This is a genomic window from Arthrobacter sp. K410C (assembly GCF_059090105.1).
This window is the reverse complement of the sequence record NZ_JBNHFJ010000004.1, coordinates 57,302-83,861: the sequence shown is the minus strand read 5'-3', so window position 1 is coordinate 83,861 and position 26,560 is coordinate 57,302. Positions and strand designations below refer to the sequence as shown.

Annotated in this window: 23 protein-coding genes; 16 read left to right on the top strand and 7 right to left on the bottom strand. The window is 66.1% G+C overall.

The features are described 5' to 3' along the window. Positions 1–37 precede the first annotated feature (37 nt). The 5 genes from AC5RU7_RS08610 (at position 38) to AC5RU7_RS08590 (ending at position 7,207) form a co-directional block, all read left to right on the top strand. Positions 38–1,021: an ABC transporter permease gene (locus tag AC5RU7_RS08610; protein WP_494051895.1), complete on the top strand. Its 984-nt coding sequence runs from the start codon at positions 38–40 to the stop codon at positions 1,019–1,021. A gap of 2 nt (positions 1,022–1,023) precedes the next feature. Further along, positions 1,024–2,028 carry an ABC transporter permease gene (locus AC5RU7_RS08605; protein WP_494051894.1) on the top strand — a complete coding sequence of 335 codons (1,005 nt, stop codon included), beginning with the start codon at positions 1,024–1,026 and terminating at the stop codon, positions 2,026–2,028. After that, positions 2,025–4,268, top strand: coding sequence for an ABC transporter ATP-binding protein (locus AC5RU7_RS08600; RefSeq protein WP_494051893.1), 2,244 nt, complete (start codon positions 2,025–2,027; stop codon positions 4,266–4,268). The genes AC5RU7_RS08605 and AC5RU7_RS08600 overlap by 4 nt, the downstream gene beginning before the upstream one ends. A gap of 40 nt (positions 4,269–4,308) precedes the next feature. Continuing rightward, positions 4,309–6,027 carry an ABC transporter family substrate-binding protein gene (locus AC5RU7_RS08595; RefSeq protein ID WP_494051892.1) on the top strand — a complete coding sequence of 573 codons (1,719 nt, stop codon included), beginning with the start codon at positions 4,309–4,311 and terminating at the stop codon, positions 6,025–6,027. Between the two features lie 118 nt (positions 6,028–6,145). Beyond that, positions 6,146–7,207 carry a Gfo/Idh/MocA family protein gene (locus AC5RU7_RS08590; RefSeq protein ID WP_494051891.1) on the top strand — a complete coding sequence of 354 codons (1,062 nt, stop codon included), beginning with the start codon at positions 6,146–6,148 and terminating at the stop codon, positions 7,205–7,207. Positions 7,208–7,216: 9 nt separating this feature from the next. On the opposite strand, the gene ald is transcribed toward AC5RU7_RS08590, so the two are convergent. Next, a complete protein-coding gene (gene ald, locus AC5RU7_RS08585; protein ID WP_494052014.1) occupies positions 7,217–8,335 on the bottom strand; it encodes an alanine dehydrogenase in 1,119 nt (372 codons plus the stop codon). Positions 8,336–8,567: 232 nt separating this feature from the next. On the opposite strand from ald, the gene AC5RU7_RS08580 reads away from it, so the two are divergent. Then, positions 8,568–9,785 (top strand): PucR family transcriptional regulator, encoded by a 1,218-nt coding sequence (locus AC5RU7_RS08580; RefSeq protein WP_009357948.1) that lies wholly within the window; start codon positions 8,568–8,570, stop codon positions 9,783–9,785. Here the strand turns inward: AC5RU7_RS08580 and AC5RU7_RS08575 are convergent. Then, positions 9,782–10,228, bottom strand: coding sequence for a helix-turn-helix domain-containing protein (locus tag AC5RU7_RS08575; protein WP_494051890.1), 447 nt, complete (start codon positions 10,226–10,228; stop codon positions 9,782–9,784). The two genes, AC5RU7_RS08580 and AC5RU7_RS08575, sit on opposite strands and share 4 nt — an antisense overlap. Before the next feature lie 48 nt (positions 10,229–10,276). On the opposite strand from AC5RU7_RS08575, the gene AC5RU7_RS08570 reads away from it, so the two are divergent. After that, positions 10,277–11,059, top strand: coding sequence for an alpha/beta fold hydrolase (locus AC5RU7_RS08570; RefSeq protein WP_494051889.1), 783 nt, complete (start codon positions 10,277–10,279; stop codon positions 11,057–11,059). Here AC5RU7_RS08570 and ptsP read toward each other — a convergent pair whose 3' ends face one another. After that, positions 11,060–12,745, bottom strand: a complete 1,686-nt coding sequence (gene ptsP, locus AC5RU7_RS08565; RefSeq protein WP_494051888.1) for a phosphoenolpyruvate--protein phosphotransferase — start codon at positions 12,743–12,745, stop codon at positions 11,060–11,062. It lies immediately after the preceding gene. A gap of 160 nt (positions 12,746–12,905) precedes the next feature. Here ptsP and AC5RU7_RS08560 point away from each other — a divergent pair, with 160 nt between their 5' ends. The 4 genes from AC5RU7_RS08560 (at position 12,906) to AC5RU7_RS08545 (ending at position 17,654) form a co-directional block, all read left to right on the top strand. Further along, positions 12,906–13,631 (top strand): TetR/AcrR family transcriptional regulator, encoded by a 726-nt coding sequence (locus AC5RU7_RS08560; protein WP_494051887.1) that lies wholly within the window; start codon positions 12,906–12,908, stop codon positions 13,629–13,631. Positions 13,632–13,728: 97 nt separating this feature from the next. Further along, complete coding sequence (locus tag AC5RU7_RS08555; RefSeq protein ID WP_494051886.1) at positions 13,729–15,762, top strand: PTS mannitol transporter subunit IICBA; 2,034 nt, start codon at positions 13,729–13,731, stop codon at positions 15,760–15,762. Further along, the gene (locus AC5RU7_RS08550) at positions 15,762–16,925 is read left to right on the top strand and encodes a mannitol-1-phosphate 5-dehydrogenase (RefSeq protein WP_494051885.1); all 1,164 of its coding nucleotides are present in this window, start codon (positions 15,762–15,764) and stop codon (positions 16,923–16,925) included. Before AC5RU7_RS08555 ends, AC5RU7_RS08550 begins: the two co-directional genes overlap by 1 nt. Positions 16,926–17,132: 207 nt before the next feature. Beyond that, positions 17,133–17,654: a GNAT family N-acetyltransferase gene (locus AC5RU7_RS08545; protein WP_494051884.1), complete on the top strand. Its 522-nt coding sequence runs from the start codon at positions 17,133–17,135 to the stop codon at positions 17,652–17,654. 55 nt (positions 17,655–17,709) lie between these two features. Here the strand turns inward: AC5RU7_RS08545 and AC5RU7_RS08540 are convergent, their stop codons facing one another. From AC5RU7_RS08540 to rraA, 3 genes are all read right to left on the bottom strand, one after another. Further along, positions 17,710–19,149 (bottom strand): sugar porter family MFS transporter, encoded by a 1,440-nt coding sequence (locus AC5RU7_RS08540; protein WP_494051883.1) that lies wholly within the window; start codon positions 19,147–19,149, stop codon positions 17,710–17,712. Positions 19,150–19,348: 199 nt separating this feature from the next. Next, on the bottom strand, positions 19,349–21,007 hold the full coding sequence (locus AC5RU7_RS08535; RefSeq protein WP_494051882.1) for an MDR family MFS transporter: 1,659 nt from the start codon (positions 21,005–21,007) through the stop codon (positions 19,349–19,351). Positions 21,008–21,103: 96 nt separating this feature from the next. After that, a complete protein-coding gene (gene rraA, locus AC5RU7_RS08530; protein ID WP_494051881.1) occupies positions 21,104–21,601 on the bottom strand; it encodes a ribonuclease E activity regulator RraA in 498 nt (165 codons plus the stop codon). Between the two features lie 116 nt (positions 21,602–21,717). On the opposite strand from rraA, the gene AC5RU7_RS08525 reads away from it, so the two are divergent. From AC5RU7_RS08525 to AC5RU7_RS08505, 5 genes are all read left to right on the top strand, one after another. Further along, the gene (locus AC5RU7_RS08525; protein ID WP_494051880.1) at positions 21,718–23,004 is read left to right on the top strand and encodes an MFS transporter; all 1,287 of its coding nucleotides are present in this window, start codon (positions 21,718–21,720) and stop codon (positions 23,002–23,004) included. Between the two features lie 139 nt (positions 23,005–23,143). Further along, complete coding sequence (locus AC5RU7_RS08520) at positions 23,144–23,752, top strand: TetR/AcrR family transcriptional regulator (protein ID WP_494051879.1); 609 nt, start codon at positions 23,144–23,146, stop codon at positions 23,750–23,752. Positions 23,753–24,043: 291 nt separating this feature from the next. Continuing rightward, positions 24,044–25,243 (top strand): NAD(P)-dependent malic enzyme, encoded by a 1,200-nt coding sequence (locus AC5RU7_RS08515; RefSeq protein ID WP_494051878.1) that lies wholly within the window; start codon positions 24,044–24,046, stop codon positions 25,241–25,243. Positions 25,244–25,335: 92 nt separating this feature from the next. Next, positions 25,336–25,839: a DUF456 domain-containing protein gene (locus tag AC5RU7_RS08510; RefSeq protein WP_494051877.1), complete on the top strand. Its 504-nt coding sequence runs from the start codon at positions 25,336–25,338 to the stop codon at positions 25,837–25,839. A 40-nt stretch (positions 25,840–25,879) separates the two neighbouring features. Beyond that, positions 25,880–26,254 carry a nuclear transport factor 2 family protein gene (locus AC5RU7_RS08505; RefSeq protein WP_494011542.1) on the top strand — a complete coding sequence of 125 codons (375 nt, stop codon included), beginning with the start codon at positions 25,880–25,882 and terminating at the stop codon, positions 26,252–26,254. A 10-nt stretch (positions 26,255–26,264) separates the two neighbouring features. Here AC5RU7_RS08505 and AC5RU7_RS08500 read toward each other — a convergent pair whose 3' ends face one another. Beyond that, complete coding sequence (locus tag AC5RU7_RS08500) at positions 26,265–26,471, bottom strand: hypothetical protein (RefSeq protein WP_494051876.1); 207 nt, start codon at positions 26,469–26,471, stop codon at positions 26,265–26,267. Between the last annotated feature and the right edge of the window lie 89 nt (positions 26,472–26,560).

Below are 26,560 nucleotides of genomic sequence, written 5' to 3'. Positions count from 1 at the left end.
CCCGCTGATCCGGGGAGGACGGAAGGATCCAGATAGCGTGCTCAGGTACCTCGCAAGGCGCGGCCTCATCTATGTGGTCATGATTTTCCTGACCACCTCCGCGGGCTACTTCCTTGCGGTGGGTTCCCTGAAGCCTGCACTGCTCGAACAGGAACGCATTCCGCGCCCAACTCCTGAACAGGTTGCCACCTCGATGCGACTGAAGGGACTTGACCCGGACCTGAGCCCCTGGGAGCGCTATGTCGACTGGCTGACCGCCATCGTCACCCGCTGGGACTGGGGCAGGAGCCCCAACGGGGCCTTCATCAACGCGGAGTTCGGCGACAGAGTCTGGATCTCCACCAGGTTGTTCCTGGCATCCATCGTCTTGACCCTCGTCATTGGTGTGGCCCTAGGGGTCTACTCCGCCGCCCGGCAGTACAAGTTCCAGGACCGGGTCATCACCTCCTACAGCTATCTTGCCTACATCGTGCCCGCACCCATCGCCTACTTCCTGGTGCAGCTCGGAGCCATCAACATCAACGAGTCCGTGGGTGAGCGCATCTTCTTCGTCACCGGAATCTCCACACCCGGGATAGAACCGGGCTGGGCGCAATTCGTGGACATGCTGGCGCATTACGCGGTACCCACCGTCGCCATCACCCTGGTGGGGTGGGGTTCCTACCAGATCGCCCAGCGCCAGTACCTGCTGGACAACGTGAATGCTGATTTCGTCCGGACGGCCCGTGCCAAGGGCCTCAGCCGCAACCAGGCCATAACCCGGCATGCCCTGCGGGTTTCCTTCATCCCGGTGGCACAAAGCATCGCCTTCACCATCCCGGCCATCTTCGCCGGTGGATTCTTCGCGGAAAAGATCTTCGCCTGGCCCGGCATCGGTTCCTGGAGCATTGACGCCATTTCGCTGCAGGACGTGAACGCCGCCACTGCCACCCTCGCCTACGGTTCGGTCATTTTCGCGCTTGGCGCCATCCTGGCCGACTTCGCCACCACACTGGTTGACCCGAGAGTGAGGGTGCAGTAGCCGTGACCAACCTCAATGCCGTCGATCCGGCAGCCGCGGCGCAGGACGCCCACCTGGAGGGCGCCGACGCCGTCATCGGCAAGTCCACCATCATCTTCCGCCGCTTCATGCGGAACAAGACAGCCGTGGCCGGCCTGGCCATCTTCCTTGCCCTGACCCTGTTCTCCTTCGTGGGCGGGTACTTCACGCCCTGGGACAAGGAAACCATCGACCCCTTTAACATCGGGATGCCGCCGTCCGCCGTGCACTACCTGGGCACCTCCCAGGCCGGCATCGACCTCTACGCCATGACCGTGGAAGGAACCCGGATCTCCATCCTGATCGGCCTGGTGGTGGGCCTGGTTTCGGTCCTCGTAGCCGCGGTCTACGGCTGCACCATGGCCTACTTCGGCGGCAAAGTGGACAAGCTGATGCTCTTCGTCCTCGAAGCGCTCATCATGATGCCGGCACTCCTGGTTGTCGCCGTGGCCACCAGCGGCGGCGGAGCGGGACTCAAACAGGACCTGCCATCCTGGCTGCTGCTGATCATCGTGCTGCTGGTCTTCAGCTGGATGGGAACCGCACGCCTCATCCGTTCGCTGTCCATGTCCCTCATGCAGCGGGACTTCGTCAAAGCAGCCCAGTACATGGGTGTGCCGCCGCTCCGGATCATCTGGCGGCACCTGGTGCCGAACATCGGCTCGCTGCTGGTCCTGGACATTACCCGCGGGGTCACCGCCGCCATCCTGGCCGAGGTTGCCTTCTCCTTCATCGGCATCGGCATCAAGCTCCCGGACGTAAGCCTTGGCGTGCTGATCGGCGGCGCCACCTCCCAGGTCCAGACATTCCCGTGGATGTTCTGGGTGCCCCTGACTGTCATGTTCCTCCTCACCGGGTCCCTGGCGATGATGAACGACGGCCTGCGTGACGCCTTCGACCCCAGCTCCAGCTCCAGCGGCAAGGCGCGGAAAAACAGAGCCCGCAACAACGGAATCCAACAGGCACCTGTGCAGAAGAAGGCGTCATGAGCAGCGAAACCACCGCCGGGCCGGCGGAGTCCACGGGGTCGCCGGCGGAGCGGCTCCACGTAGCAGGGCTCTCCGGCCCCACCGACGCCGTACTGTCGGTCCGCGACCTGCACGTCCGGTTCAACTCTGAAAACGGCGTTGTCCACGCAGTCCGCGGCATGGACTTCGACCTGATGGCCGGCAAGACGCTCGGCATCGTGGGAGAGTCCGGCTCCGGCAAGTCCGTCACCTCCCTGGCCATCATGGGCCTGCTGCCCCCAGCCGCCGAGGTCTCCGGCTCCGTCCGCCTCAACGGCCGTGAACTGCTCGGCCTTAGCGACAAAGCCATGGGCGGTTACCGCGGCAACGAACTGGCCATGGTCTTCCAGGACCCGCTTTCCTCCCTGACGCCCGTGTACACAGTGGGCACCCAGATCATTGAAGCGCTCACCATCCACAACCCCGGCATGAGCAGGCAGGCGAAGGAAGCGCGCGCCGTCGAACTCCTGGCCATGGTGGGGATTCCCAGCCCCAAGCACAGGCTGAGGGCCTTTCCGCATGAATTCTCCGGCGGCATGCGCCAGCGCGTGATGATCGCCATCGCCATCGCCAACAACCCTCGGGTCCTGATCGCGGATGAGCCGACGACGGCGCTGGACGTGACCATCCAGGCGCAAGTCCTTGAGGTGCTCCACACGGCACAGGAAGAGACCGGTGCCGCCGTCGTCATGATCACCCACGACCTGGGCGTGGTGGCCGGCATGGCAGACGACATCATGGTGATGTACGCCGGCAAGCCTGTGGAGACAGGGGCGGTGGATGACATCTACTACAACCCGCGGATGCCCTACACCATGGGCCTGCTCGGCGCCGTGCCGCGCGTTGACGCTGCGGAGAAGTCATCGCTGATTCCCATCGAGGGCATGCCGCCCAACCTGATCCATACCCCCACCGGTTGTTCGTTTGCGCCCCGCTGCCCGCTGGCCTCCGAGGCCTGCCTGGACGGCGAACCCGCGCTGGCACCAGTACCGGGAAGCGCCCTTCACCGCGCCGCCTGCATCAAATCCGGGGCCTTGGGCGGTGACGTGGACGTCCGCGACGTCTTTTCCGCTCCGCCGGTGCCGGTGTCCCGCTTCGATGCCATTCCCCGCGGGGAGCGCACAGCTGTCCTGGAGCTCAAGGACGTGCGCAAGCACTTCCCGCTCACCAAGGGAGCCCTGATAAAGCGCCGCATGGGCACCGTCAAGGCCGTGGACGGGATCAGCTTCGACATCCGTGAGGGGGAGTGCTTCTCGATCGTGGGCGAGTCAGGTTCGGGAAAGACCACCACCCTCCTGGAGATCATGGAGTTCCACAAGGACCAGGACGGCGAAGTGGTCATCGGCGGCCTGAGCAACAAGCAGGCCGCGGATGCCAGGACCAAGGGCGCCATGCGCCGGGAACTGCAAATGGTGTTCCAGGACCCTACCGGTGCCCTGGACCCGCGGTTCACCGTCTACGAAGTCCTCGCCGAACCGCTGCAGAACGCAGGCATGGACCGGCAGGCCGCCAAGAAACGGATCATGGAGCTGATGAGGCTGGTGGGCCTGCAGCCGGACCACGTCAACCGCTTCCCCAACCAGTTCTCCGGCGGCCAGCGCCAGCGGATCGGCATTGCACGCGCGCTGGCCGTGAACCCCAAACTGGTGGTTCTTGACGAGCCCGTCTCGGCCCTCGACGTTTCGGTGCAGGCAGGGGTCATCAACCTCCTGGACAGGCTCCGTGCCGAGCTGGGCCTGAGCTACCTCCTGGTGGCGCACGATCTCTCCGTGGTCCGGCACATCTCCAACCGGGTTGCCGTGATGTACCTGGGCAAGATTGTGGAGATCGGCGAGGTTGACCGGGTGTTCGGCAACCCCCGCCATCCGTACACGCGGGCCCTCCTGTCCGCCATTCCGGTACCTGACCCCCAAGTGGAACGCACCCGCGAACGCATCATCCTCAAGGGCGACCTGCCCTCCCCGCTGGACGCTCCCAAGGGCTGCAACTTCGCCACGCGGTGCCCCGTCTTCGCTGCACTGCCGCCCGCAAAGCAGGAAAAGTGCTTCACCCTGGAGCCGCCGCTGGAGCCCGTAACGCCCTCAATGGCGGCACGGACCCTGGAGGCTGCCCCCGTGCCGCTGCCGGACCAGCGCTTTGCCTGTTTCTTCCCGGACGGACCGCTGGATGAGGACATGCTGGTGGTCCACGACACAGCGGACCACCATGCACCCCAGGATTAGCCGACCCATCACTCCACCAGCACCAAACGAAGGGAAAACCATGAGGAATCTGAACAGGATCGGCGGGGCAGCTGCCATTGCTGCTGCCCTGGCGCTGACGGCCTGCGGCGGTGGTGGCGGTGCCACTGGCCCCGAAACGGCCAAGGGGCAGGAGGCAGGCAGCGACCTGTCCAAGCTCATCAGCATCAACGAGAAGCCTGCAGCCGATCTTGAACAGGGCGGCAAGGTGACACTTCCGCTGGGCAGCATCGGTCCGGACTTCAACGGGTTCTCCAACAACGGCAACAGCTCGGACAACTCCGCGCTGATGGCTCCGATCAATCCGGTTGCGGTGTCGGGCGGCGGAATCGGCGGCTGCTGGAAGGTCGATTTCGAGGGCAAGGCGAGCCCCAACAAGGACTTCTGCGAGTCCGTGGAAAGCGAGATGGTTGACGGCAAGCAAACCGTCACCATCAAGGTCAACGAAAAGGCAACCTACAACGACGGCACGCCGATCGACATCAAGGCCTTCCAGAACACCTGGAACATCCTGAAGAGCCCGGACGCCGGCTACGACATCGTGACCTCCGGTTCCTACGCTTTCGTGGAGTCGGTCGAGGCCGGCAGCAGCGACAAGGAAGTCATCGTCAAAATGACGCAGCCGGTCTATCCCCTGGAAGACCTGTTCTTCGGGCTGATCCACCCGGCCGTCAACACGCCGGAGATCTTCAACGAGGGCTTTGTCGGCGAGATGCACCCGGAGTGGATGGCCGGCCCGTTCAAGGTGGACCAGTATGACCCGGCCGCCAAGACCCTCTCCCTGGTCCCCAATGAAAAGTGGTGGGGCACAAAGCCGGTCCTGGAGAACGTGGTCTTCCGCCAGCTGGAAACCAGCGCCCAGATCGCAGCCTTCAAGAACGGCGAGATCGACGCGATGTCCGCCAACACCATCGCCCTTTACAAGCAGCTGGAAGGCACCAAGGACGCCGAGGTCCGCCGCGGCCAGCGCCTGTTCGCCGGCGGCCTGAACATCAACGCCCAGCGGATCACCGACGTCGCTGTCCGGGAAGCCATCTTTGCCGCAGTGGACCGCGAGGCCCTGCGAAAGGTCCGGTTCAACGGCCTGAACTGGGAGGAGCCCAGCTCCGGTTCCATGATGCTCCTGCCGTTCTCGGACTACTACCAGGACAACTACCCCGTGAAGGAGACCGGCCCGGACGCCGCCAAGAAGGTCCTGACCGACGCCGGGTACACGGAGAACGCCAGCGGCGTCATGGAGAAGGACGGCAAGCCTGTCTCCTTCAAGATCAGCAACTTCGGTGACGATCCCACCACGCTGGCCTTTACCCAGACCCTGCAGAAGCAGCTCCAGGCCGGCGGCATGGACGTGGGCATCGACCAGCGGGCCTCGGCCGACTTCGGAAAGGTCATCGGCGGCCGCGAGTTCGACCTGAGCGTCTCCGGCTACACCGTTGGCGCCGACGCGACGTCCGCCGTCAAGCAGTACTACGACTCCAAGACCAACGAAAACGGCCTGGGAGACGCTGAACTGGACAAGAGGATCGCCGAGCTCGCCTCCATCGAGGACAACGCCGAACGGAACAAGGCAGCCATGGAAGTGGAGAAGGAGCACATGGCGAAGTACTTTTCCATGGGCGTGGTCATGAACGGCCCGCAGATCTCCTTCGTCCGCACCGGCCTTGCCAACTACGGCCCGTCCCTGTTCCAGAGCCTGTCCCAGGTTCCGGACTGGACCACCCTTGGCTGGGAAAAGAAGTAACTGCTTCATAATCGCCAAGGCCGGCATTCCCGCCAGGGGGTGCCGGCCGCGGCGTTTAAGTAGCAGCGGATAAGGACAGCCGGCGCGCCCGGCAAGGCAGCGGAGTAGCGTAGCTTCCATGACCGGAACTGCTGCTGAACGCCCCATCCGCACTGCCGTCGTCGGGTACGGCCTGGCAGGGAGCGTCTTCCACGCCCCGCTGATCGCGGCCGACCCCAGTTACTCGCTGGACGTCATTGCAACGTCCGACGCCGGCAGGCAGGCGGCTGCCACCGCCCGCTATCCGGGGGTCAAGACAGTCCGCGACGGCGACGCCGTCCTGGACGTTGCGGACCACCTGGACCTGGTGGTGCTGGGAACCCCGCCGGCCACGCACTACCCCCTGGCCAGGGCTGCCCTGGAAGCGGGGCTGGACGTTGTGGTGGACAAGCCTTTCGCTGTCACCAGCGCGCAGGGGCAGGAACTGATCGAACTGGCCCGGAAGCTGGGCCGGGTGCTGACGGTCTTCCACAACCGGCGGTGGGACGGCGATTATCTGACCCTGCGGAAATTGCTGGCGGTGGACGCCGTGGGCACCGTGACCAGGTTCGAATCGCGCTTCGAGCGCTGGTCCCCCATCATCGCCAAAGCCTGGAAGGCGCGCGCCACGGCCGCCGACGGGGGCGGTGCGTTGTTCGACCTGGGCAGCCACCTCATTGACCAGGCGCTCCAGCTCTTCGGCCCGGCCGCGGTGACCCATGCCGAGCTGCGGGCTCGGCGCTCTGAGGAGCGGGCGGATGATGATGTGTTCGTGGTGCTGCGCCACGAGACGGGGGTCCTCAGCCACCTGCACATGAACATGCTCTGCGCGCAGCAGGCCCCGCGGTTCCGCGTCCTGGGTTCGGTGGGCGGCTTCACCAAGCACGGCGTGGACCCGCAGGAACCTTACATCGTGGCCGGAGGCAGCCCGCTCGACGAGGAATACGGGGTGGAGTCACCGGAATGGGCAGGGCTCCTGGGCCGTGACGGCCACCTGGATGCCCTGCCCACCGAGCGGGGGGCCTATCCCGAGTTCTACCGGCTGCTGGCCGGGAAGATCCACGACGGCGGTGCCGCCTCCGCGGCGCCCCTTCCCGTGGACCCAGCAGACGCCGTCGAGACCCTCAAGATCATCGAGGCGGCACGCGCTCTGGCCCGGTAGCGCCTCCTGTTACGCCGAGACGAGTTCGTGCCAGTCGGCCACGAGGGGCAGGTTGTGGGCTTCCGAAACCGAGTGGTGTGCAACGTGGCCGGCGGCGATGTTGAGCCCTGCCGCCAGGGCAGGATCACGGTCGAACGCGGCCTTGACGCCGAGGTTGGCCAGGGCCACCGCGTAGCGCAGGGTGACGTTGGTCAGCGCGTACGTGGAGGTGTTGGGGACGGCGCCGGGCATGTTCGCCACGCAGTAGAAAATGGTGTTGTGCACCTTGTAGGTGGGTTCCTGGTGCGTGGTGGGGTGGGTGTCCTCAAAGCAGCCGCCCTGGTCAACGGCGATGTCCACCAGGACCGAGCCGGGCTTCATCCGCGCCACGAGGTCGTGGGTCACCAGTTTGGGGGCCTTCGCGCCGGGGATCAGGACCGAGCCGATCACCAGGTCCGCGTCCACAACGGACTTCTCGATCTCGTATTTGTTCGAGGCCACCGTCTTCAGCCGGCCCTGGTACTGGGCGTCCAGTTCGCGGAGCCGGTTGATGTTGATGTCCAGGATGGTGACGTCTGCGCCGAGTCCCAGCGCCATGGCTGCAGCGTTGGTTCCGGCAACGCCGGCGCCCAGCACAACAACCTTGGCAGGGCGGACGCCGGGCACGCCGCCCAGCAGGATGCCCTTGCCGCCGGCGGGTGCCATCAGCGAGGAGGCGCCCACCTGGACGGACAGCCGGCCCGCGACCTCGGACATGGGCGCGAGCAGGGGCAGGGTGCGCCCCTCCTGCACGGTTTCGTAGGCGATGGCCGTGACGCCGGAGTTGATGAGCTCGCGGGTCAGTTCCGGCTCGGCGGCGAGGTGCAGGTAGGTGAAGAGGATCAGGCCCTTGCGGAAGCGGTGGTACTCGGCCTTGATCGGCTCCTTGACCTTCATGACCATGTCCGCACGGGCCCAGACGTCGTCCGCCTCGTTGACGATTTCCGCACCGGCGATCGAGTATTCCTCATCGGTGATGCCGGAGCCGAGGCCCGCGCCGCGCTCCACCAGGACCGTGTGGCCGTGGGTGCGGAACTCGTGGACGCCGGCGGCAGTGATGGCCACCCGGAATTCGTTGTTCTTGATTTCTTTGGGGACACCGATGATCATCGTGGGCTCCAGGTTCTCGGCCGTGTGGGCCGGAAAGTGCGGAAGGTTCTGTGTTTCCACGATAAATCCGGCTGTGAGCCAGCCGACATGGAGTAGTGGTGGACGTGTGGGGAGAACCGCGGAATTCTGCCGATTTTATCGGCTTTCATTCGACAGATGTCGAGCCTTGGAACGTCAGGTGTCGCCTGCTGTCCGTTCGTCCGCGCCCGCTCAAAAGCAGTAGTGTTGCCCCATGCAGCAGGGTGTGGAGCAGCTCGTGGAGCAGGTGGCGCAGAAGCTCGGCCGCGGGCTGTCCCTCGAGGACCTGGACGGGGTGCTGCTCGCCTACAGCTCCAACCAGTCCCACGCGGACCGGGTGCGGGTTAACTTCCTGCTCAGCAAGAAGGTGCCGGCGGACGTCAGCGCCTGGCAACTCTCGCACGGCATCGCCACCGCCGTCCGGCCCGTGGTGGTCCCGGCCAACCCGGACCTGGGGATGCTGGGCCGCGTGTGCGTCCCGTTGATGGTCCGCGGTTTCCGCGTGGGATACCTGTGGGTGCAGCAGGACTCGGCGGAGGAAAATCCGGCTGCAATCCTCACCCAGCTCCCGGCAGTCAACCACGAGCTGGAACTGCTGTCCGGGCTGCTGCTGGATTCCAACACGGCCGAATCGGAGTACCGGCGGAGCCGTGAGCGGGAGTTCCTGGCTGCCTGCGCCGGGGAACCAAACGCGGTGGCTGCCGTAGCCGGGTGGAAGGAAGTCCAGGGGAAGGGGCCCTGGCAGATGGTCACGGTCCTCGACGCCGACGGCTGGGCCAGCGGCCCCGATCCCATTGCCGCCACCCTGACCCACCGCTCCACCGCGCTCCAGGCCACCGTGGGTGTTGATGCCGCCCTGTTCAGCGCCGGCACCGAGACGCATTCGGTGGTGCTGTTCCGCGAATCGACAGGCCGGGCCAACCACGCCCAGGTGCTGGTGCACTACCAGCTGGAACTGGCCAAACGCTCGGGCCGGCCGGTCCACCGCATCATCCTGGGCATCAGCGAAGGCTTCAGCCGGACCCGCCAGCTGTCAGAGGCGTACCGCCAGTCCAGGGTTGCGGCGCAGGCTGCGGCGGTGGACCCGCAACTGGGCGAGCTGGTGGACTGCCGGGCCGCCGGCGTGTACCAGCTGCTGGCCTCGGCCGGGGGAGGGGTTGGCGCCTGGGCGGACTCCGGCTCGGTCTACTTCCGGATGCTGGAGGACCACGACCGCAACGGTGAGCTCATTCCCGTCCTGGAACTCCTCTATGACAACGACGGCTCGGTGCAGGACGTTGCCGCCCGGCTGCACCTGCACCGCAGCAGCATCTACAACCGGCTGGGCCGGATCCGGCAGCTCCTGGGCGTGGACCCGCTCAAGGGGCTGCCCCGGCTGGAACTCCACGCAGCCCTGAAGATGCGGCGCTGGGCAGGCCGGCCAAGGATCTAGGCGTCCTGCCCGTCCACCGCTTCCTGCGGGCCTGCCTTCCTCCTGGATTCCTTCTTCTGCTGCTCCAGTTTCTGTTGTTCAAGCTTCTGCTTGTCCAGCCAGGCCATGATGGCCGCCAGCGGGATGCGCCGGTGTGAGCCGCGGTATTCCACCGGGATTTCGCCGCGGTCCGTCATGTTGCGGAGGTAGGTGTGCGAAATGCCGGCCAGTTCCGCCGCCTTGGAGGTGGTCAGCATTTCCTCAACGCTGCTGACGGTCACCGCTTCGCCGCGGCCGAACCGGTGGAGCAGATCGACGACGGCGTCCCGCGCCAGGGGCGGCAGCCGGTGGACAGTGCCGTCCACGAAAACAGTGATGTCATCGCTGCCCGCAAGTGCCCGCTGGAGCCTGTCGGCATCTTCCCCTGGAAGGGCGCCGGTCATCCGGGGAGCTATCAGTGCCATGATTTCAGCCTACCCGTGCCCTGCTGCGGCGGACGGTATGCTCGGCTGATGGAATTGAGTGGCGGACAAGATGTGGAACACGGCGGCCTGCATGGAAAGCTCTATGCTTCGGTCCTGCCTGCCGCTGTCGGGGCCAGGCCTACGTACGTGCTGCTGCACGGTATCGGCGTCTCCCACCGCTACCTGGCCCGGCTGCATCAGGAGCTGGCCAAGACAGCGGACGTCTACACCCTTGACCTGCCGGGCTTCGGCAATGCGGACCGCCCCCGCCGGAGGCTGGAGGTTGAAGACTATGCTGCCTTCGTCACTGCCGTCCTGGCCAGCGCCGGGGTGCGAAGCTATGTGGCCGTGGGCCATTCCATGGGAACCCAGCTGGCAGTGGACCTGGCCCTGCAGGAACCCGGCCAGGTGTCCGGCGTCGTCCTGATGGGGCCGGTGGTGGATGACAGCCGGAAGTCGGTGGCGCGGCAGTCCTTGGCACTGACCAGGGATGCGATGTTCAGCGAATCCCTGTCCGCCAACGTCATCGTGTTCGGCGACTACTTCCGGGCCGGCCTGCGCTGGTACCTCACGGAGCTGCCGGTGATGATGGAATACCCCATCACGGAGCGCCTGGCAGGCGTCAGCCAGCCCGTGCTGGTTCTCCGGGGCGAAAAGGACCCGATCGCCCGGCGCCCGTGGTGCGCACGCCTGGCCGGCGTTGCCCCGCAGGGCACCGCCGGCGAAATCCCCGGGCAGGGCCACGTCTTCCAGCACACCGCCCCCGAAGCCGCAGCGGAAACCATCAGCGGATGGGTCCGTGCGGTGGACGAGTTCGGCGTCAGCGCCTGATCAGAGCCCCAGCTCCTCCAGGACGGGCAGCTTCTCCCGCACCCAGGCCCGGGCCTCAGTGGCGCTCGGTGCGGACAAGGCCAGCTTGGCAAGTTCCTGCGCCTCGGAGAGCGTAACGGTCTTCAGGACGGCGGCCACGGCCGCGATGGAGCGCGCGGTCATGGACAGCGTATTCACGCCCAGGCCCGTCAGCACGACGGCGAGGGCGGGGTCCGCGGCAGCCTCGCCGCAGACGCCCACCGCCTTGCCGCTGCCTTCTGCCCGGGAGCCTTCAACGGTGAGCCCCACCAGGCGCAGGACGGCCGGCTGCCACGGGGTGTTCAGGTTGGCGAGCGGCCCCAGCTGTCGGTCGGCCGCCATGGCGTACTGGGTGAGGTCGTTGGTGCCCAGGCTGGCGAAGTTCACCTCGCGCAGAATGGACTCGGCCGTCAGGGCAGCGGAGGGGACCTCCACCATCACCCCGGGGTTCCTGATTCCGGCGCCTGCACACATGGACGCGAAGTGGGCAGCCTCCTCTGCCGTGGAGATCATGGGTGCCATCACCCACACGTCAGCCTCCGACTGCTTCTCCGCCAGGGCGATTGCTTCCAGCTGGCGGTCGAGGACCCCGGGCGTGGTGAAGTCGGTGCGGTAGCCGCGGACACCGAGGGCCGGATTGGGTTCAGTGGAGTCAGTCAGGAACGGCAGCGGTTTGTCCGCGCCGGCATCAAGGGTGCGCAGGACCACTTTTTTGCCCGGGAAGGCATCAAAAACACTCTTGTAGGCTGCGGCCTGTTCTTCAACGCTGGGCTCGGTGTCCCGCTCCAGGAAGCAGAATTCCGTGCGGAACAGGCCCACGCCCTCGGCGCCCAGCTTGGCGGCCGCCTCGGCGTCCTTGCCGCCGCCCACGTTGGCGAGCAACGGCACAAGGTGGCCGTCCGCCGTCGCGCCCGTACCGCTGAACTCGGCCAGCAGGGAAGCCGTGGCCGCCCACGCTTCCGCTGCAGCGCGCAGGGATCCGTCGGGCTGGGAGGTGATGTTGCCGGCGGCCCCGTCCACGTAGACTTCGGTGCCGTCCGGGAGTTCGTCCACGCCCACCGCGGCGACCACGGCGGGGAGGCCAAGGGAGCGGGCAATGATGGCGGTATGGGACTGCGGGCCGCCGCCGGAGGTCACCAGGGCCAGGACCTTGTTGGGGTCCAGGGTGGCTGTGTCGGCCGGGGCAAGGTCCTCGGCCACCAGGATGAATGGTGAGTTGGCGCTGGGGATGCCCGGCGCGGGGACACCGCGGAGTTCAGCGACGATCCGGGCACGTACGTCCAGGACGTCGGTGGCCCGTTCGGCCATGTAACCGCCCAGGTTATGCAGCATTTCCGAAACTGAGGAGCCGGATTCCCAAATGGCGCGCTCGCTGGACACCCCGCGGGCAATGAGCTTGCTGGCGCCCTTGATCAGCATGGTGTCCTTGGCCATCAGTGCGGTGGCTTCGAGGACTGCCTTGCCATCGCCGGTTGCGTGGGCGGCGCGTGCCTTCAGTTCATCGTGTACTGCCTGGGATGCCGCCTTCAGGGCTGCAGTTGCTTCCTCGGCCGTCGTGCCCGGTGCCAGCTGTTCACCGGCGGGAGGTTCGCTGATCGGTTTCGGCATCTGCCGGATGAGTCCGATGACGCGGCCTGGACTGACGCCTACTCCTGGGAAGTTCTGCACTGAAGGTCCTCATTCTCTTCCGGTAGCCAGGCGCGTCATGATCTCCGGCGCCGTGCCGGCACCACCCGGGGACTGCTACGTCCAGGGCGGGAAACGTGCCTGAAAAAATTGTATGTGATTCAGTTCATATAGCAATGCTATAGGTGCTAGGGTAGCGGTTATGAGTTTGGATGGCCAGCTTCCCCCCAAAATGCGACTGCTGCGTGCGGCGGCCGAATTGCTGGCAAAGTCCGCGGGAGCTCCCGTCTCCACCCGCCAGATCACACAGCTGGCAGGGGTTTCGGCTCCCACCCTGTACCACCACTTCGGCGACAAGGAAGGCTTGTTTGACGCCGTCGTCGCCGCGGGTTTTGAGGAATATGTCGCGGGTGAAAGGGATTTCGCCCCCTCCGGGCATCCGCTTGAGGACATCCGGAGAATGTGGGACAACCATGTGCAGTTCGGGCTGAACCAGCCGGAGCTGTACCTGGTGATGTTCGGCAATATCCGTCCGGAGAGCCGCCCCGCCATCGTTGCCGATGCCGAGGCCCTGATGGAGGAGATGCTGAACAAGGCAGCGGCGGCGGGCCAGCTGAACGTCCAGCCCCGGGAAGCGGCCAGGTCCATCCTGGCGGCCAACGTGGGCGTGACGCTGATGCTGATTGCGGAGCCCGCCTCCGAACGGAACCTCGAACTGTCCACCATGACCCGGGACGCCATGATCTTCGCGGTGTCCGCCGAGCCCTCCACGGGCCCGGTTCCGGGCGAGACCGGGAAGTCCTCGGTAGTGGTGGCTGCGATCGCCCTGAACGCCGCACTTCAGGCCTCGCACTCAGACCAGCTCTCGAGCTCGGAACTCAAACTCTTCCTCGAATGGCTGCACAGAATTTCCACCAGCCCGTCCTGAGGCAGCCTCCTGCGCATTACCCCGCTAGACAGCAATACGTCGCTCGTCACCATCGGACCATCCTGCACAGCAGCAGGACAGACGGTTAGGAAATCACATGGCAACAGAAACAGTTGCGAAACCCCGCACCAGCATGCGGGTGGGCGTCCAGAAATTCGGAACGTTCCTGTCCGGAATGATCATGCCCAACATCGGTGCATTCATCGCCTGGGGCCTCATCACGGCGCTCTTCATCGAGAAGGGCTGGCTGCCGGTTCCTGAACTGGGCGGCTTCGGCACCAACGCCGAAGGCGAGCCCAACACCGGCCTCGTGGGACCAATGATCACCTACCTGCTGCCCCTGCTGATCGGCTACACCGGCGGCAAGATGGTCTACGACACCCGCGGCGGCGTGGTGGGGGCCATCGGCACCATGGGCGTGATCGTCGGTGCCGGCATCCCAATGTTCATCGGCGCCATGATCATGGGCCCCCTGGGCGGCTGGACCATGAAGAAGATCGACTCGATCTGGGACGGCAAGATCCGCCCCGGCTTCGAGATGCTGGTGAACAACTTCTCGGCAGGTATCTGGGGTGCCCTCCTGGCCATGCTGGGCTTCTACGGCATCTCACCACTGGTGTCCGCCTTCAGCACCGGCGCGGGCAATGTGGTGCAGTTCCTGGTCAACAACGGCCTGCTGCCGCTGACCAGTATCTTCATTGAGCCGGCCAAGGTGCTCTTCCTCAACAACGCCATCAACCACGGCGTGCTGACCCCGCTGGGTGTGCAGCAGTCCCTGGAGCAGGGCAAGTCCATCCTGTTCCTGCTCGAGGCCAACCCCGGCCCGGGCCTGGGCATCCTGCTCGCCTACATGTTCTTTGGCCGCGGTGCCGCCAAGGCCTCCGCCCCCGGTGCCGTGATCATCCACTTCTTCGGCGGCATCCACGAAATCTACTTCCCCTACGTCCTGATGCGCCCGTTGCTGATCCTGGCCGCCATCGCCGGCGGCATGACCGGCGTCGCAACCCTGGCTATCACCAACTCCGGCCTGGTTGCACCGGCAGCCCCGGGATCCATCATCGCGGTGCTCGCCCAGACCTCCCGTGACAGCTATGTGGGGGTCATCCTCGCGGTCCTGCTCGCGGCAACAGTGTCCTTCCTGGTAGCCGCGATCATCCTTAAGACCACCAAGCACAGCGACGAGGTCGACCTCAATGACGCCACCGCCAGGATGGAGCAGATGAAGGGCAAGAAGAGCTCCGTTGCCTCCACCCTGACGGGCACGGGAGCCGGCGGTGGGCTTGCAGTGCTGGCCGGACCGGTGAAGAACATCGTGTTCGCGTGCGACGCCGGCATGGGCTCCAGTGCCATGGGCGCCTCCGTGCTCCGGAACAAGATCAAGGCGGCCGGCTTCCCGGACGTCAAGGTCACCAACGCCTCCATCGCCAACCTCAGCGACACCTACGATGTGGTGATCACGCACCAGGACCTGACCGAACGGGCCAAGCCCGCCACGTCCAGCGCTGTCCACTATTCCGTGGACAACTTCATGAGCAGCCCTCGCTACGACGAGATCGTTGAGCTGGTCCGGGAAAGCAACGCCGGGGACGGTACTGTGCCGGGCACCGAGCCTGCTGCCGGAACCTCCGGAGGGGCGGCAGGAACAGGTGCGGCCGCGGGTGCTGCGGCAGGTGCGGATACTGGAACGGCGTCCGGCGGAGGCGAGATCCTGGCCCGCGAAAGCGTGGTGCTGGACGGCTCGGCCACAACCCGTGACGCTGCCATCGACGAAGCCGGCCGGCTGCTGCTGGCCCGCGGCGCCGTGGATGAGGGCTACATCTCGGCCATGCATGAGCGCGAGGCGTCCGTCTCCACCTACATGGGCAGCTTCCTGGCCATCCCGCACGGCACAAACGCCGCGAAGGACCACATCCGCAAATCCGCGGTGTCCGTGATCCGCTACCCCGAGGGCATCGACTGGAACGGCAAGCAGGTGAAGTTCGTGGTGGGCGTTGCAGGCGTCAACAACGAACACCTCCACATCCTGTCCTCCATCGCGAAGGTCTTCACCAACAAGGAGCAGGTGGCCCGACTGGAAGCCGCCCGATCCGTGGACGAAGTCCTGGAGCTCTTCGGAAAGGTCAACGCATAGTGAAGGCTGTACATTTCGGTGCCGGGAACATCGGCCGCGGCTTTGTTGGACTGCTCCTGCATGACGCAGGGTACGAGGTGGTCTTCGCGGACGTGGCTGATGCCCTCATCGCGCAGCTCGCGGAGGCGGACAGCTACCAGGTCCACGAAGTGGGGGAGAACCCCGCCGTCCGGACCGTGGACAACTTCCGCGCACTGAACTCGAACACGCAGGAAGCCGAACTCGTCGCGCAGATCTCCACGGCCGATATCGTCACCACGGCCGTGGGCCCGCACATCCTCAAGTTCGTGGCGCCGGTCATCGCCAGGGGCATCGCCGCACGCGAAGACGGGATGGCGCCGCTGCAGGTCATGGCCTGCGAGAACGCCATCAATGCCTCGGACATCCTGGCCCGGGAGGTGGCCTCCCGTCCGGAGGCTGCCAACGGGGCACTGGAAGGGCGTGCGGTGTTCGCGAACACAGCGGTGGACCGGATCGTTCCCAACCAGGAAGCCGGCAAGGGCCTTGATGTCACAGTGGAGACCTTCTACGAGTGGGTCATCGACAGGACGCCTTTCGCTGGTGCCGCCCCGTCCATCCCGGGGGCAACCTTCGTGGACGAACTCTCGCCCTACATCGAGCGGAAGCTGTTCACGGTGAACACGGGCCACGCCTCAGCAGCCTATTTCGGGTTCGAGGCAGGCATCGAAAAGATCTCCGATGCGATGGCCGACCAGGACGTGGCAGAGGACGTCCGTGCCGTGCTGGAGGAGACCAAGCAGCTGCTGGTGACCAAGCATGGCTTCAGCAACGACGAGCAGGAGGCCTACGTCCAGAAGATCCTGGCCAGGTTCTCCAACCCGCACCTGCCGGACACCGTCAACCGGGTGGGCCGTGCGCCGCTGCGGAAGCTCGGCCGGCATGAACGGTTCATCGGCCCGGCCGCTGAACTGGCGGAGCGCGGTATGGTCCCGGAAGCCCTGCTCGGTGCCATCGCCGCTGCCCTGCGCTTCAACGATCCGGCAGACACCGAGGCAACGGAACTGGCCGGCATCCTGGCTGCCAACGGCCCCGCGGACGCCACGGCGAAAATCACCGGGCTGGAGCCCGGGCACCCGCTGTTCAGCGCCGTCGCCACCCTGGTGGAGGAGCGGCAGGCGGAGGTGGCGCGCACGCCCGCCTGACCCCGCTCCTGCGTCCGCAGCGCCCGACGTATTGCTCAACGCACGACGCCGGCACTTCCGCAAGTGCCGGCGTCGTCGTTGTGATTCCACCACCTATCAGCCTAAACAGCGATCCTCTCTCAGCTTCGGCGGGTAGAAGCCGGACGCCCGCTCACTTCTGGCGGGTATGAGCCGGACGCCCGCTCACTCCTGTGCAAGGCTGGTCCGGTGACTTCCGCCCCTGATGCCCTGCCTCCTTTGCTGACCGCCGACGTCGACGGCGGCACCTTCCGCCTCCGCCGCGCCACGCGTGCCGACCTTCCCGCCGTCGTATGCCTGCTGGCTGACGACGCACTGGGCGCGGGCCGTGAAACCGGTGGGGATATGGCTCCCTACGAGCGGGCCTTCGAAGCGATCGACGGCGATCCGGCCCACCTGCTGGTGGTGGGCGAAGTGGTGCCGCGCGGCGAAGCTGCCGGTCCGGTCATTGCCACGTTCCAGCTGAGCTTCCTCCCGGGCATATCCCGGCAGGGTGCCTGGCGCTCGCAGATCGAAGGCGTCCGGGTGGGTGGCGGCTGGCGCGGTCGGGGCATCGGAGAGCTCATGGTGCGCTGGGCCATTGACGAGTCCCGGCGGCGGGATTGCGCGCTGGTGCAGCTGACCACCCACAAGTCCCGGACCGACGCACACCGTTTCTATGAGCGCCTGGGATTCGAGGCAAGCCACGAAGGCATGAAGCTGGCGCTGTAATGCCGCGGGAAGTGAGCGGGCGTTGGCTCCAGAACCGCCGGAAGTGAGCGGGCGTCTAGGCCTTCACGGAGCCCTTGGGTACGAACAGCGTCTCGGCCTGCTCCAGGGACATCCCGTTGGTTTCCGGCACCTTGAACATCACGAAGAAGAACGACGCCGCCGCGAACAGCGCGTACATGGCGTACGTCAGCGGCAGGGAACCGGCAGCCATCACGGGGAAGCTGAGGGTGATGGCGAAGTTGGCCACCCACTGGGCTGCCGCGGCCAGGCCCAGGGCGCGGGCACGGATCCGGGAGGGGAAGATTTCGCCCAGGAGCACCCATACCAGCGGGCCCCAGGAGGCGCCGAAGCTGATTACGAACACGTTCGCGGCCACCAGGGCAACCGGGCCCCAGGCGCCCGGAAGGGTCAGTTCGGAACCCGTGCCAACAGCGGAGGCGAAGGCCAGAGCCATGGCGCCCAGGGACACGGCCATGCCCACGGAACCGGCCAGAAGGATGGGCCGGCGGCCGATTCGGTCCACCAGCGCAATGGCCACCAGGGTGACCAGGATGTTGGTGACGGACGTCGCCACGGAGATGGTCAGCGAGTCCTTCTCCTGGAAGCCTACGGCCTTCCAGAGAGTGGTGGAGTAGTAGAAGATCACGTTGATGCCCACGAATTGCTGCAGGACGGAGAGGATGATACCCACCCAGACCACCGCCTGCAGCCCGAACGCCTTGCCGCGGAGCGAGCCCTTCTGGCCGGCCAGCTTGTCTTCCTCGATGGCTTCCCGGATGTCGCGGATGTGCCGGTCGGTGTCCTCTGCGGGAGCGATCGCGTCAAAGACCTTGCGGGCCTCGTCCTCCTTGCCCAGGAACACCAGGAAACGCGGGGACTCCGGGAGCGTGTAGGCAACCCAGCCGTAGACCACGGCCGGCAGGGCCGCGGCCAGGAACATCCAGCGCCAGGCCTCGATGCCCAGCCAGAACGCCTGGTCCGCGCCGCCGGCGCTGGTCGCGAACAAGGCATCGGAGAGCAGGGCGGCGAAGATGCCGGTGGTGATGGCCAGCTGCTGAAGTGACGCGAGCCGGCCACGGATCTTGCGCGGCGAGATCTCGGAAATGTAGGCCGGCGCGATCACGGAGGCCAGGCCGATGCCCAGTCCGCCCACCAGGCGCCAGAAGATCAGGTCCCAGATACTGAACGCGAATCCGGTGCCGAGGGCGCTGACCAGGAAGAGCAGGGCGCCGAGCTTCATGGCGGGGATGCGGCCGTACCGGTCTGCCACCTTGCCGGCGAGGTAGGCGCCGGCGGCACAGCCCAGCAGGGCAATGGCGACAGCAAACCCGGTCACCGCCTCGGACAGCGCGAATTCGTCTTTCATGGCGTCGACGGCACCGTTCACTACGGACGAGTCGAAGCCGAAAAGGAATCCGCCCACCGCCCCTGCAAGCGCCAGCCAGATCACCCGCTGCGGTATCCGGGCGGTGGTCTGCTCCTGGGCAGTGGGCATGGTTCTCCCTGGGTTTGGGTTTGGTGGAATGCGGTGCGGACGTCGTCGGCTGCGGTACCGGCAAGAAGGGCCGGCGCACACGCGCTAAACAGTGTGGCACGTCACCGCCCTAGGTTCCACTTGGCAGCCTGCGCCCCTTAATAGGGGACGACGACGGCGGGCCGCGCCGCCGTCGTCGTCCTCCTTCTGCCGGGGGCAGTTAGTGCGCTGCCGCGGCTGCCGCCTCCGGAGAGGCCGCCCTCTGGTCGGTGAGCTTCTTGTTGGGGAGCGCGAAGCTGATCAGGAACGCGATGCCGGTGAGGGCCGCGGCGGTGAACATCACCACATCGATGGAGTAGGCAAAGCCCTCGGTGATGGGCCGGGTCAGCACGCTGTTCGCGGTGTGCAGCCAGCTGGTGTCGTTCAGGGACTCGTTGGAGGCGCCGTCACGAAAGAACTCGTAGAGCTTGGCGTTGGCCGGGTCCGCGGCGACGGCCGGGTCCTGCAGCACGGCCAGGTAAGCGGGATCGGCCATCGCTGACTTCATGCTGTCAGCGATCCGGCGGGCAGCCAGGCTGAACAGGAGGGAGATGAACACGGCCGTTCCCACCGCGCCGCCCATGGACCGGAAGAAGGCCGCGGAGGAGGTGCCCACGCCCATGTCCCGCGGCGGAACCGAGGTCTGCATGGCCAGCGTGAGCGGCTGCATGCAGAAACCCAGCCCCACGCCGAAGAAGACGGCGATGACGCCCGGAACCCACAGGGCGGTGTCCACGCCTAGCGAGAAGCCCATCACCACGGCCGCCGCGGTGAGGATGCCGGTGCCCATGACAGGGAAGATCCGGTAGGTTCCCGACGCCGAAATGGTCCGCCCGGCCGTGATGGACCCGGTCAGGATGCCCACGGTGAAGGTGATCATCATGAGGCCGGCCTCGGTGGGCGTCAGCCCCTTCACCAGTTGCAGGTACAGCGGCAGCATGGCGATGGCACCGAACATGCCGATGCCGATGATGAAGTTGAGCAGCGAGGACAGCCCGAAGGTGGTGTTCCGGAAAAGCCGCAGCGGGATCAGGGCGGAGTCGCCGGCCCGCTTTTCGGCCAGCAGGAACCAGGCGATGCCCGCCACGCCGAGTCCGTAGCAGAGGAACGAGTTCAGGGACGTCCAGCCCCAGCTGCGGCCCTGTTCGGCCACGAGCAGCAGCGGCACAATCGCCAGGGTGATGGCGGCGGCGCCCCAGTAGTCGATCTTCTGCTTGACGTGCTTTGCCGGCAGGTGCAGGAACAGGAACACCACGGCCAGTGCCGCCAGGCCGATGGGCAGGTTGATGAAGAACACCCAGCGCCAGCCGTCAAAGCCCAGGATGTTCGAGGAACCGGCGAACGCGCCGCCCACCACCGGACCGAGCACCGACGAGATGCCGAACACGCTCATGAAGTAGCCCTGGTACTTGGCCCGGTCCTTGAGCGAGACGATGTCGCCGATGATGGTCAGCGCCAGCGCCAGCAGGCCGCCCGCACCCAGGCCCTGGACGCCGCGGGCGAAGGCCAGCTCGGTCATGGAGTTGACCGAGCCGGCGTACAGCGAGCCAACTAGGAAGATGGCGATGGCAATGAGGTAGAGGGGCCGCCGGCCAAAGATGTCACTCAGCTTGCCGTACAGCGGCGTGCTGACCGTGGACGTGATGAGGTAGGCAGTGGTTGCCCAGGCCTGCAGCGACAGGCCGTCCAGGTCATTGGCGATAGTGTAGATGCTGGTGGACACGATGGTCTGGTCCAGCGAGGCGAGGAACATGCCCAGCATCAGTCCCACCATCACGGTCACGATCTGGCGCTGCGTCAGCGCTTCTCCGGCAGGTCGCGCCGCGGGGGCTTTGGGCATGGAAACTCCAAGGGTGGGGAAATGGCCGGCAGGGATAGTTGCTTTCAGTAACTATCGTACGCCCGCCGGTTATTCCCCATGCTGGAGATTCTTTTGCTAACGCTCCACGAGGATGCCGTCCGGATCGCACCACACCATGGCGCCGGGCCGGAAAGTCACGCCGTCCACCACTACGTCCACGTCCACCTCGCCCGCGCCGGCTTTGGCGCTCTTCCTCGGGTTGCTGCCCAGCGCCTTCACCCCGAGCTCAAGTTGTGCGATGGCCTCACGGTCCCTGATGGCCCCGTGAATCACGACGCCGGCCCAGCCGTTCGCCACGGCGCTTTCGGCGATCATGTCCCCCATCAAGGCCGTGCCCAAAGAACCGCCGCCGTCCACTACCAGCACATTGCCGTCGCCCGGCGTGGCTAAGGTGGACTTGACCAGGGCGTTGTCCTGGAAGCAGCGGATGGTCCGGATGCGCCCGCTGAAGTGGGAGCGTCCGCCCAAGGACTGGAACTGCAGTGCCACGGACGCCAGCTCGTCGCCGCGCTCGTCGTACAGGTCCGCGGTGTTGACGGTGGAAACTGAGTGTTCTTCTGCTGCTGGAGCCATCGGTTCTCCTGGTCTTGTGGCGGGGTTGCGGGCTGCCGCCGGGGCGGCACGCGGCGCTGTTGCTGCCCACGATAGTCTGATTCCGTCGTCAGCCGTCCGTCCCGGGGGAACAAGTCATGAACAGGTCCGATATACCCGCGCCACTGGAACGCGGTGCCGGGCCTGACGGTCCGGCGGCGGCGCTCGCCGAGCCCACGCAGAGGGTCACAGCCCGGTGGGTCACCGGGCTGGTGCTGGTCAACGTCGGCATCAACGCAGCATTCTTCGGCCCCATCAACGTCTTCATCGGGCAGCAGGCCATCAGTATCGATGCGCCCAGCAAGGAAGCCATCCTGTCGCTGGTCACGGCCTGCGGTGCAGCGGTGTCCCTGGTGGCGAATCCGCTCTTCGGCGCACTCTCGGACCGCACTACCTCCCGCTTTGGCCGCCGCGCCCCCTGGGTGCTGGCGGGCGCAGTGCTGGCAGCCGCCGCGCTGCTGGCCATGTCCGTGTCCCCAACTGTTGCCCTCATGGTGCTCTTCTGGTGCCTGGTCCAGCTGGGCGCCAACGCCGCCTACGCGGCCATCACCGCGGCAGTTCCGGACCGCGTCCCGGTACTCCAGCGGGGCGGAGTGGGCGGACTTGCGGCCATGGGCCAGACCCTCGGCATCCTCACCGGAGCGGTCTTCGGCGCCGTCGTCTCCGGAAACTTCATGGTGGGTTACTGGCTGTGCGCCGCCGCCCTGCTGCTGTCCGTGCTGCCGTACCTCTTCCACCGGAACGATCCCGTCCTGCACAAGGGGGTGCTGCGTCGGTTCCGGATCAAGGAGTTCCTTGTGGGATTCTGGATCAGCCCCCGGCTGTATCCGGATTTCGCCTGGGCGTGGCTGACCCGATTCCTGGTCAATGTCGGCAACCAGCTGACCATCGTCTACCTGCTCTTCTTCCTGCGGGACATCATCGGCCACGAGGACCCGGCCACCGGTGTGCTGGTCCTGACGGGAATCTACGCGGTCATGGTGATGGTCACCGCCGTAGTAGCCGGTCCCTGGAGCGACAGGGTCGGCAGGCGGAAGCCATTCGTTATCGGATCCTCCGCCATCATTGCCATGGCGGGCCTCATCATGGCGTTCTTCCCGGTCTGGCCGGGCGCACTGGCCGGCGCAGCCGTCCTCGGCGTCGGCTTCGGCGCGTACCTGGCCGTGGACTTCGCGCTGCTGACCCAGGTTCTGCCGCAGGCCCTGGACCGCGGCAAGGACATGGGCGTGATCAACGTTGCCAACTCGCTGCCCCAGGTGGTGGCGCCCACCCTGGCACTCCTGGCCGTCACCCGGTGGGGCGGCTACTCAACACTCTTCGTCATGGCAGCCATCATCGGCCTTCTGGGGGCCGTCTTCGTGATCAAGATCAAGAGCGTGGCCTAACCGGCGGAAGACCGGGTAGTAAGGCCACTGACAAATACGTCATACAACCGTGTCGTATAGTTGATCCCTGACTGCAGGCGGACTCGGGATGGGGACGCTCCCGGCTGCTGCACTACAGGATCACAACCCCGGAATGCTGATGCCCGAAACCATTTCAGACCATCCGCCCATGGCCGCCAGGCCCTCCGCTCCTCGCCAACGGCTCCGCTATACCCGCATTTTGGAGTCCGCGGCCGCGTTTGCCCGCAAGGGCTTGGAGTCGGTGGAACTCGCGGAGGTGGCAGCCAAGGCTGATGTGCCGCTGGGCACGCTGTACCGGTATTTTCCGTCCCCCACCCACCTGATGCTGGCGTTGTACCGGCACCAGCTGGATGAATTACAGGCCGGCACCCGAAGTGGGTCTGCCCGGTTCCGCGGCCGCGCCCTGCCCGGACTGGTAATGGAAATCTTCCATATGCGGGTCATGCAGCCAGCCGTGGAACAGTGCCTGAGCCGCGGTATCTACGATCCGGACCGCGACACCACCGCGCTGCTGCGGGAAATCGACGTGCTGGGCGAGAAGGTGGTGGGCGCTGCGGCCACGGACGCTGTTGCTGCGCGCGTCCTGCTCCTGACTGTCACTGGTCTGGTCCAGTCCGTCCGGAACCGGCGCCTTTCCCTCTTCGAAGCCGAAGAGGACCTCAAAAAGGCCTGCGCCCGCCTCTCTCCGGGGGCCGAAGCCGGGTTCACACTGTCCCAAAGCGCGTAACCGGCCTAGACCAATCAGCCAATAAGTACGCCTTTATCTCGTGACGTGAGTCACAACTTTTCCCGATCAAGCGTTTTGGCACGCGTTGGCCGTGTCAAATCGTCGCGGAACCCGGAAAACCGCTGCCTACCATGGGGTCACCGGAGCAACAGGGAGGAACAAAACATCCCCACGCTCCCGCGGACCCGCCACCCCTGGGTTTCCTGTCGCACCATTCCCTTTGCCTGCGCCCGCCCGGGCGCCGGGCTTCCATGTGCCGTGTGCGCACGGCGAGCACCAGGAGACAACGACGTGTCCATTGACGCAATCACAGCCATTGACGATTCCGCTGCCACCCCGTTGACCGAGGATGAGATCTTCAGCGCCCACCAGGGCGGCAAGCTGACCATCGGCACCACGGCGCCGCTGTCCAACAAGCGGGACCTGTCCATCGCCTACACGCCCGGCGTGGCCGAAGTAAGCCGTGCCATCCACAAGCAGCCGGAACTCGCCCGCACCCTGACCTGGGCCGAGCGCCTGGTGGTCGTGGTGAGCGACGGCACCGCTGTCCTGGGCCTGGGCAACATCGGCCCCAGTGCCTCCCTGCCCGTCATGGAGGGCAAGTCCGCACTGTTCAAGACCTTCGGCGACCTGGACTCCATCCCCCTGGTCCTCAACACCAGCGATGTTGACGAAATCGTGGAAACCCTGGTCCGGCTCCGCCCCAGTTTCGGCGCCGTCAACCTTGAGGACATCGCCGCCCCGCGCTGCTTCGAACTCGAGGAAAAGCTCATCGAAGCACTGGACTGCCCCGTCATGCACGACGACCAGCACGGCACCGCCGTGGTGGCCCTCGCCGCGCTGACCAACGCCGCCAAGGTCACCGGCCGCAGCCTGGAAAGCCTCAAGGTGGTCGTATCCGGTGCAGGTGCCGCCGGCATCGCCGTCGCCGAGATCCTGCTGGCCGCCGGCATCAGCGATGTCGTCCTGCTGGACTCCCGCGGCGTCATCAACAGCCAGCGCGCGGAGCTGGCCGCGGACACCACCAGCAAGAAGGCCGATATCGCCGGCCGCAGCAACCCGCGCGGCGTCTCCGGCGGCCCGGCTGAGGCACTCGCCGGCGCCGACGTGTTCATCGGTGTCTCTTCCTCGAAGCTGGACGAGGACCACCTCGCGCTCATGAACCAGGACTCCATCGTGTTCGCCCTTTCCAACCCGGATCCCGAGGTGCTGCCGGAGGTGGCCGTGAAGTACGCCGCCGTGGTGGCCACCGGGCGCAGTGATTTCCCGAACCAGATCAACAACGTCCTGGCCTTCCCCGGCATCTTCCGGGGTGCCCTGGATGCCGGCGCCCGCCGCATCACCCCCGCCATGAAGCTGGCGGCAGCGCGGGCCATCGCCGAACTTGCCGCCGAGGACCTGTCCGCGGACTACATTGTCCCCAGCCCGCTGGATCCGCGGGTTGCCCCCGCCGTCACCGCGGCCGTTGCTGCCGCTGCGGCAGCAGGGTAATTCCTCCCTTGTGAAGTAACGACGGCGGTGCCTCCTTGCGACAGGAGGCACCGCCGTCGGGGGTTAAGGGCAGCGGCCATAAACTGGGGTGCATGAGCTCCGAGACCGTGGTGACCATCCTGTGCGGCCTGGCCATCCTGGTGGGTGTGGCCGGCACCATTATCCCGGTGCTTCCAGGCAGCATCCTGATCGGAGCGGGCCTCCTGGCCTGGGCCATCTGGGGCGGCGCGGGGATGGCGGGCTGGGTGGTCTTTGCGGTTGCCATTCTGTTCGTTGCCGCCGGCATGGGCGCCAGCGCCGTCCTCACCGGACGGAAGCTGAAGGAGCATGCCATCCCGAGCCGCAGCATCGGGGCCGCGCTGGTGGCCGGGGTGGTGGGCATGTTCATCGTCCCTGTGGTGGGACTTTTCGTCGGTTTCGCGGCGGGCCTGCTGATCAGCGAGTTCCTCCGCACCCGCAACATCGGCCGGGCGGCCAAGTCCAGCTGGGCTGCCCTCAAAGCCACCGGGCTGGGCATGCTGGCCGAGTTCGGGCTTGCGTCCCTCGCGGCCAGCACCTGGGTCATCGGGGTGTGGATTGCAGCGGCCGGCGGCTGAACAGCTTGCAGCCGGGATTTCTGCCGCGTAAAACGGAGGCATGATCGAGCCAAGTTCAGCTCTGGAACAGGTCCAGGCGTGGGTGGAAAAGTATCAGGCGGCCTGGAGCAGCAACCTGCCCGAAGACATCCGCGCGCTGTTCACACCCGACGCCCGGTACGAGACCCGGCCCGCGGACCCGGACCCCTGGGTGGGCCGGGACGACATCGTGGACCGCTGGCTGGCCGCCCGGGACGAGCCGGGGGACTGGACGTTCAGCTGGGAACTGCTGGGAACCGACGGCAATACCGCCTTCGTCCAGGGGCTCACCACCTATTCGGGCGGCCGGCCCACCTATGACAACCTGTGGGTGATCCGGTTTGACGGCACCGGCCGTGCCAGCTCATTCACCGAGTGGTTCATGGAACGGGCCTGACCGGCGCCCGCTACAGTCCCAGGCCGCCGAGCTTGTCCCCCAGCCCGCCCGGAAGCTTGCCCAGCAGGTCAGCCGGGTTGATGCCAAGCTTCGCCAGCAGGTCCGAGTGCTGGTCCGTATCCACCTGGTCCGGAAGTTCCGTGTCCGCCCGGTCTGCCTTTTCGTGGTCTCCCTGGGACCGCAGGAACTCAAGGATCTGGGACTTGTCGATCTGCATGGCATTCTCCTTTACTGGTGTCCACAACTGCTAAGGATGCTTATTACCTTTCCCCATATCAGGAAGCGGGACAAGGGGCCAATCCGCCG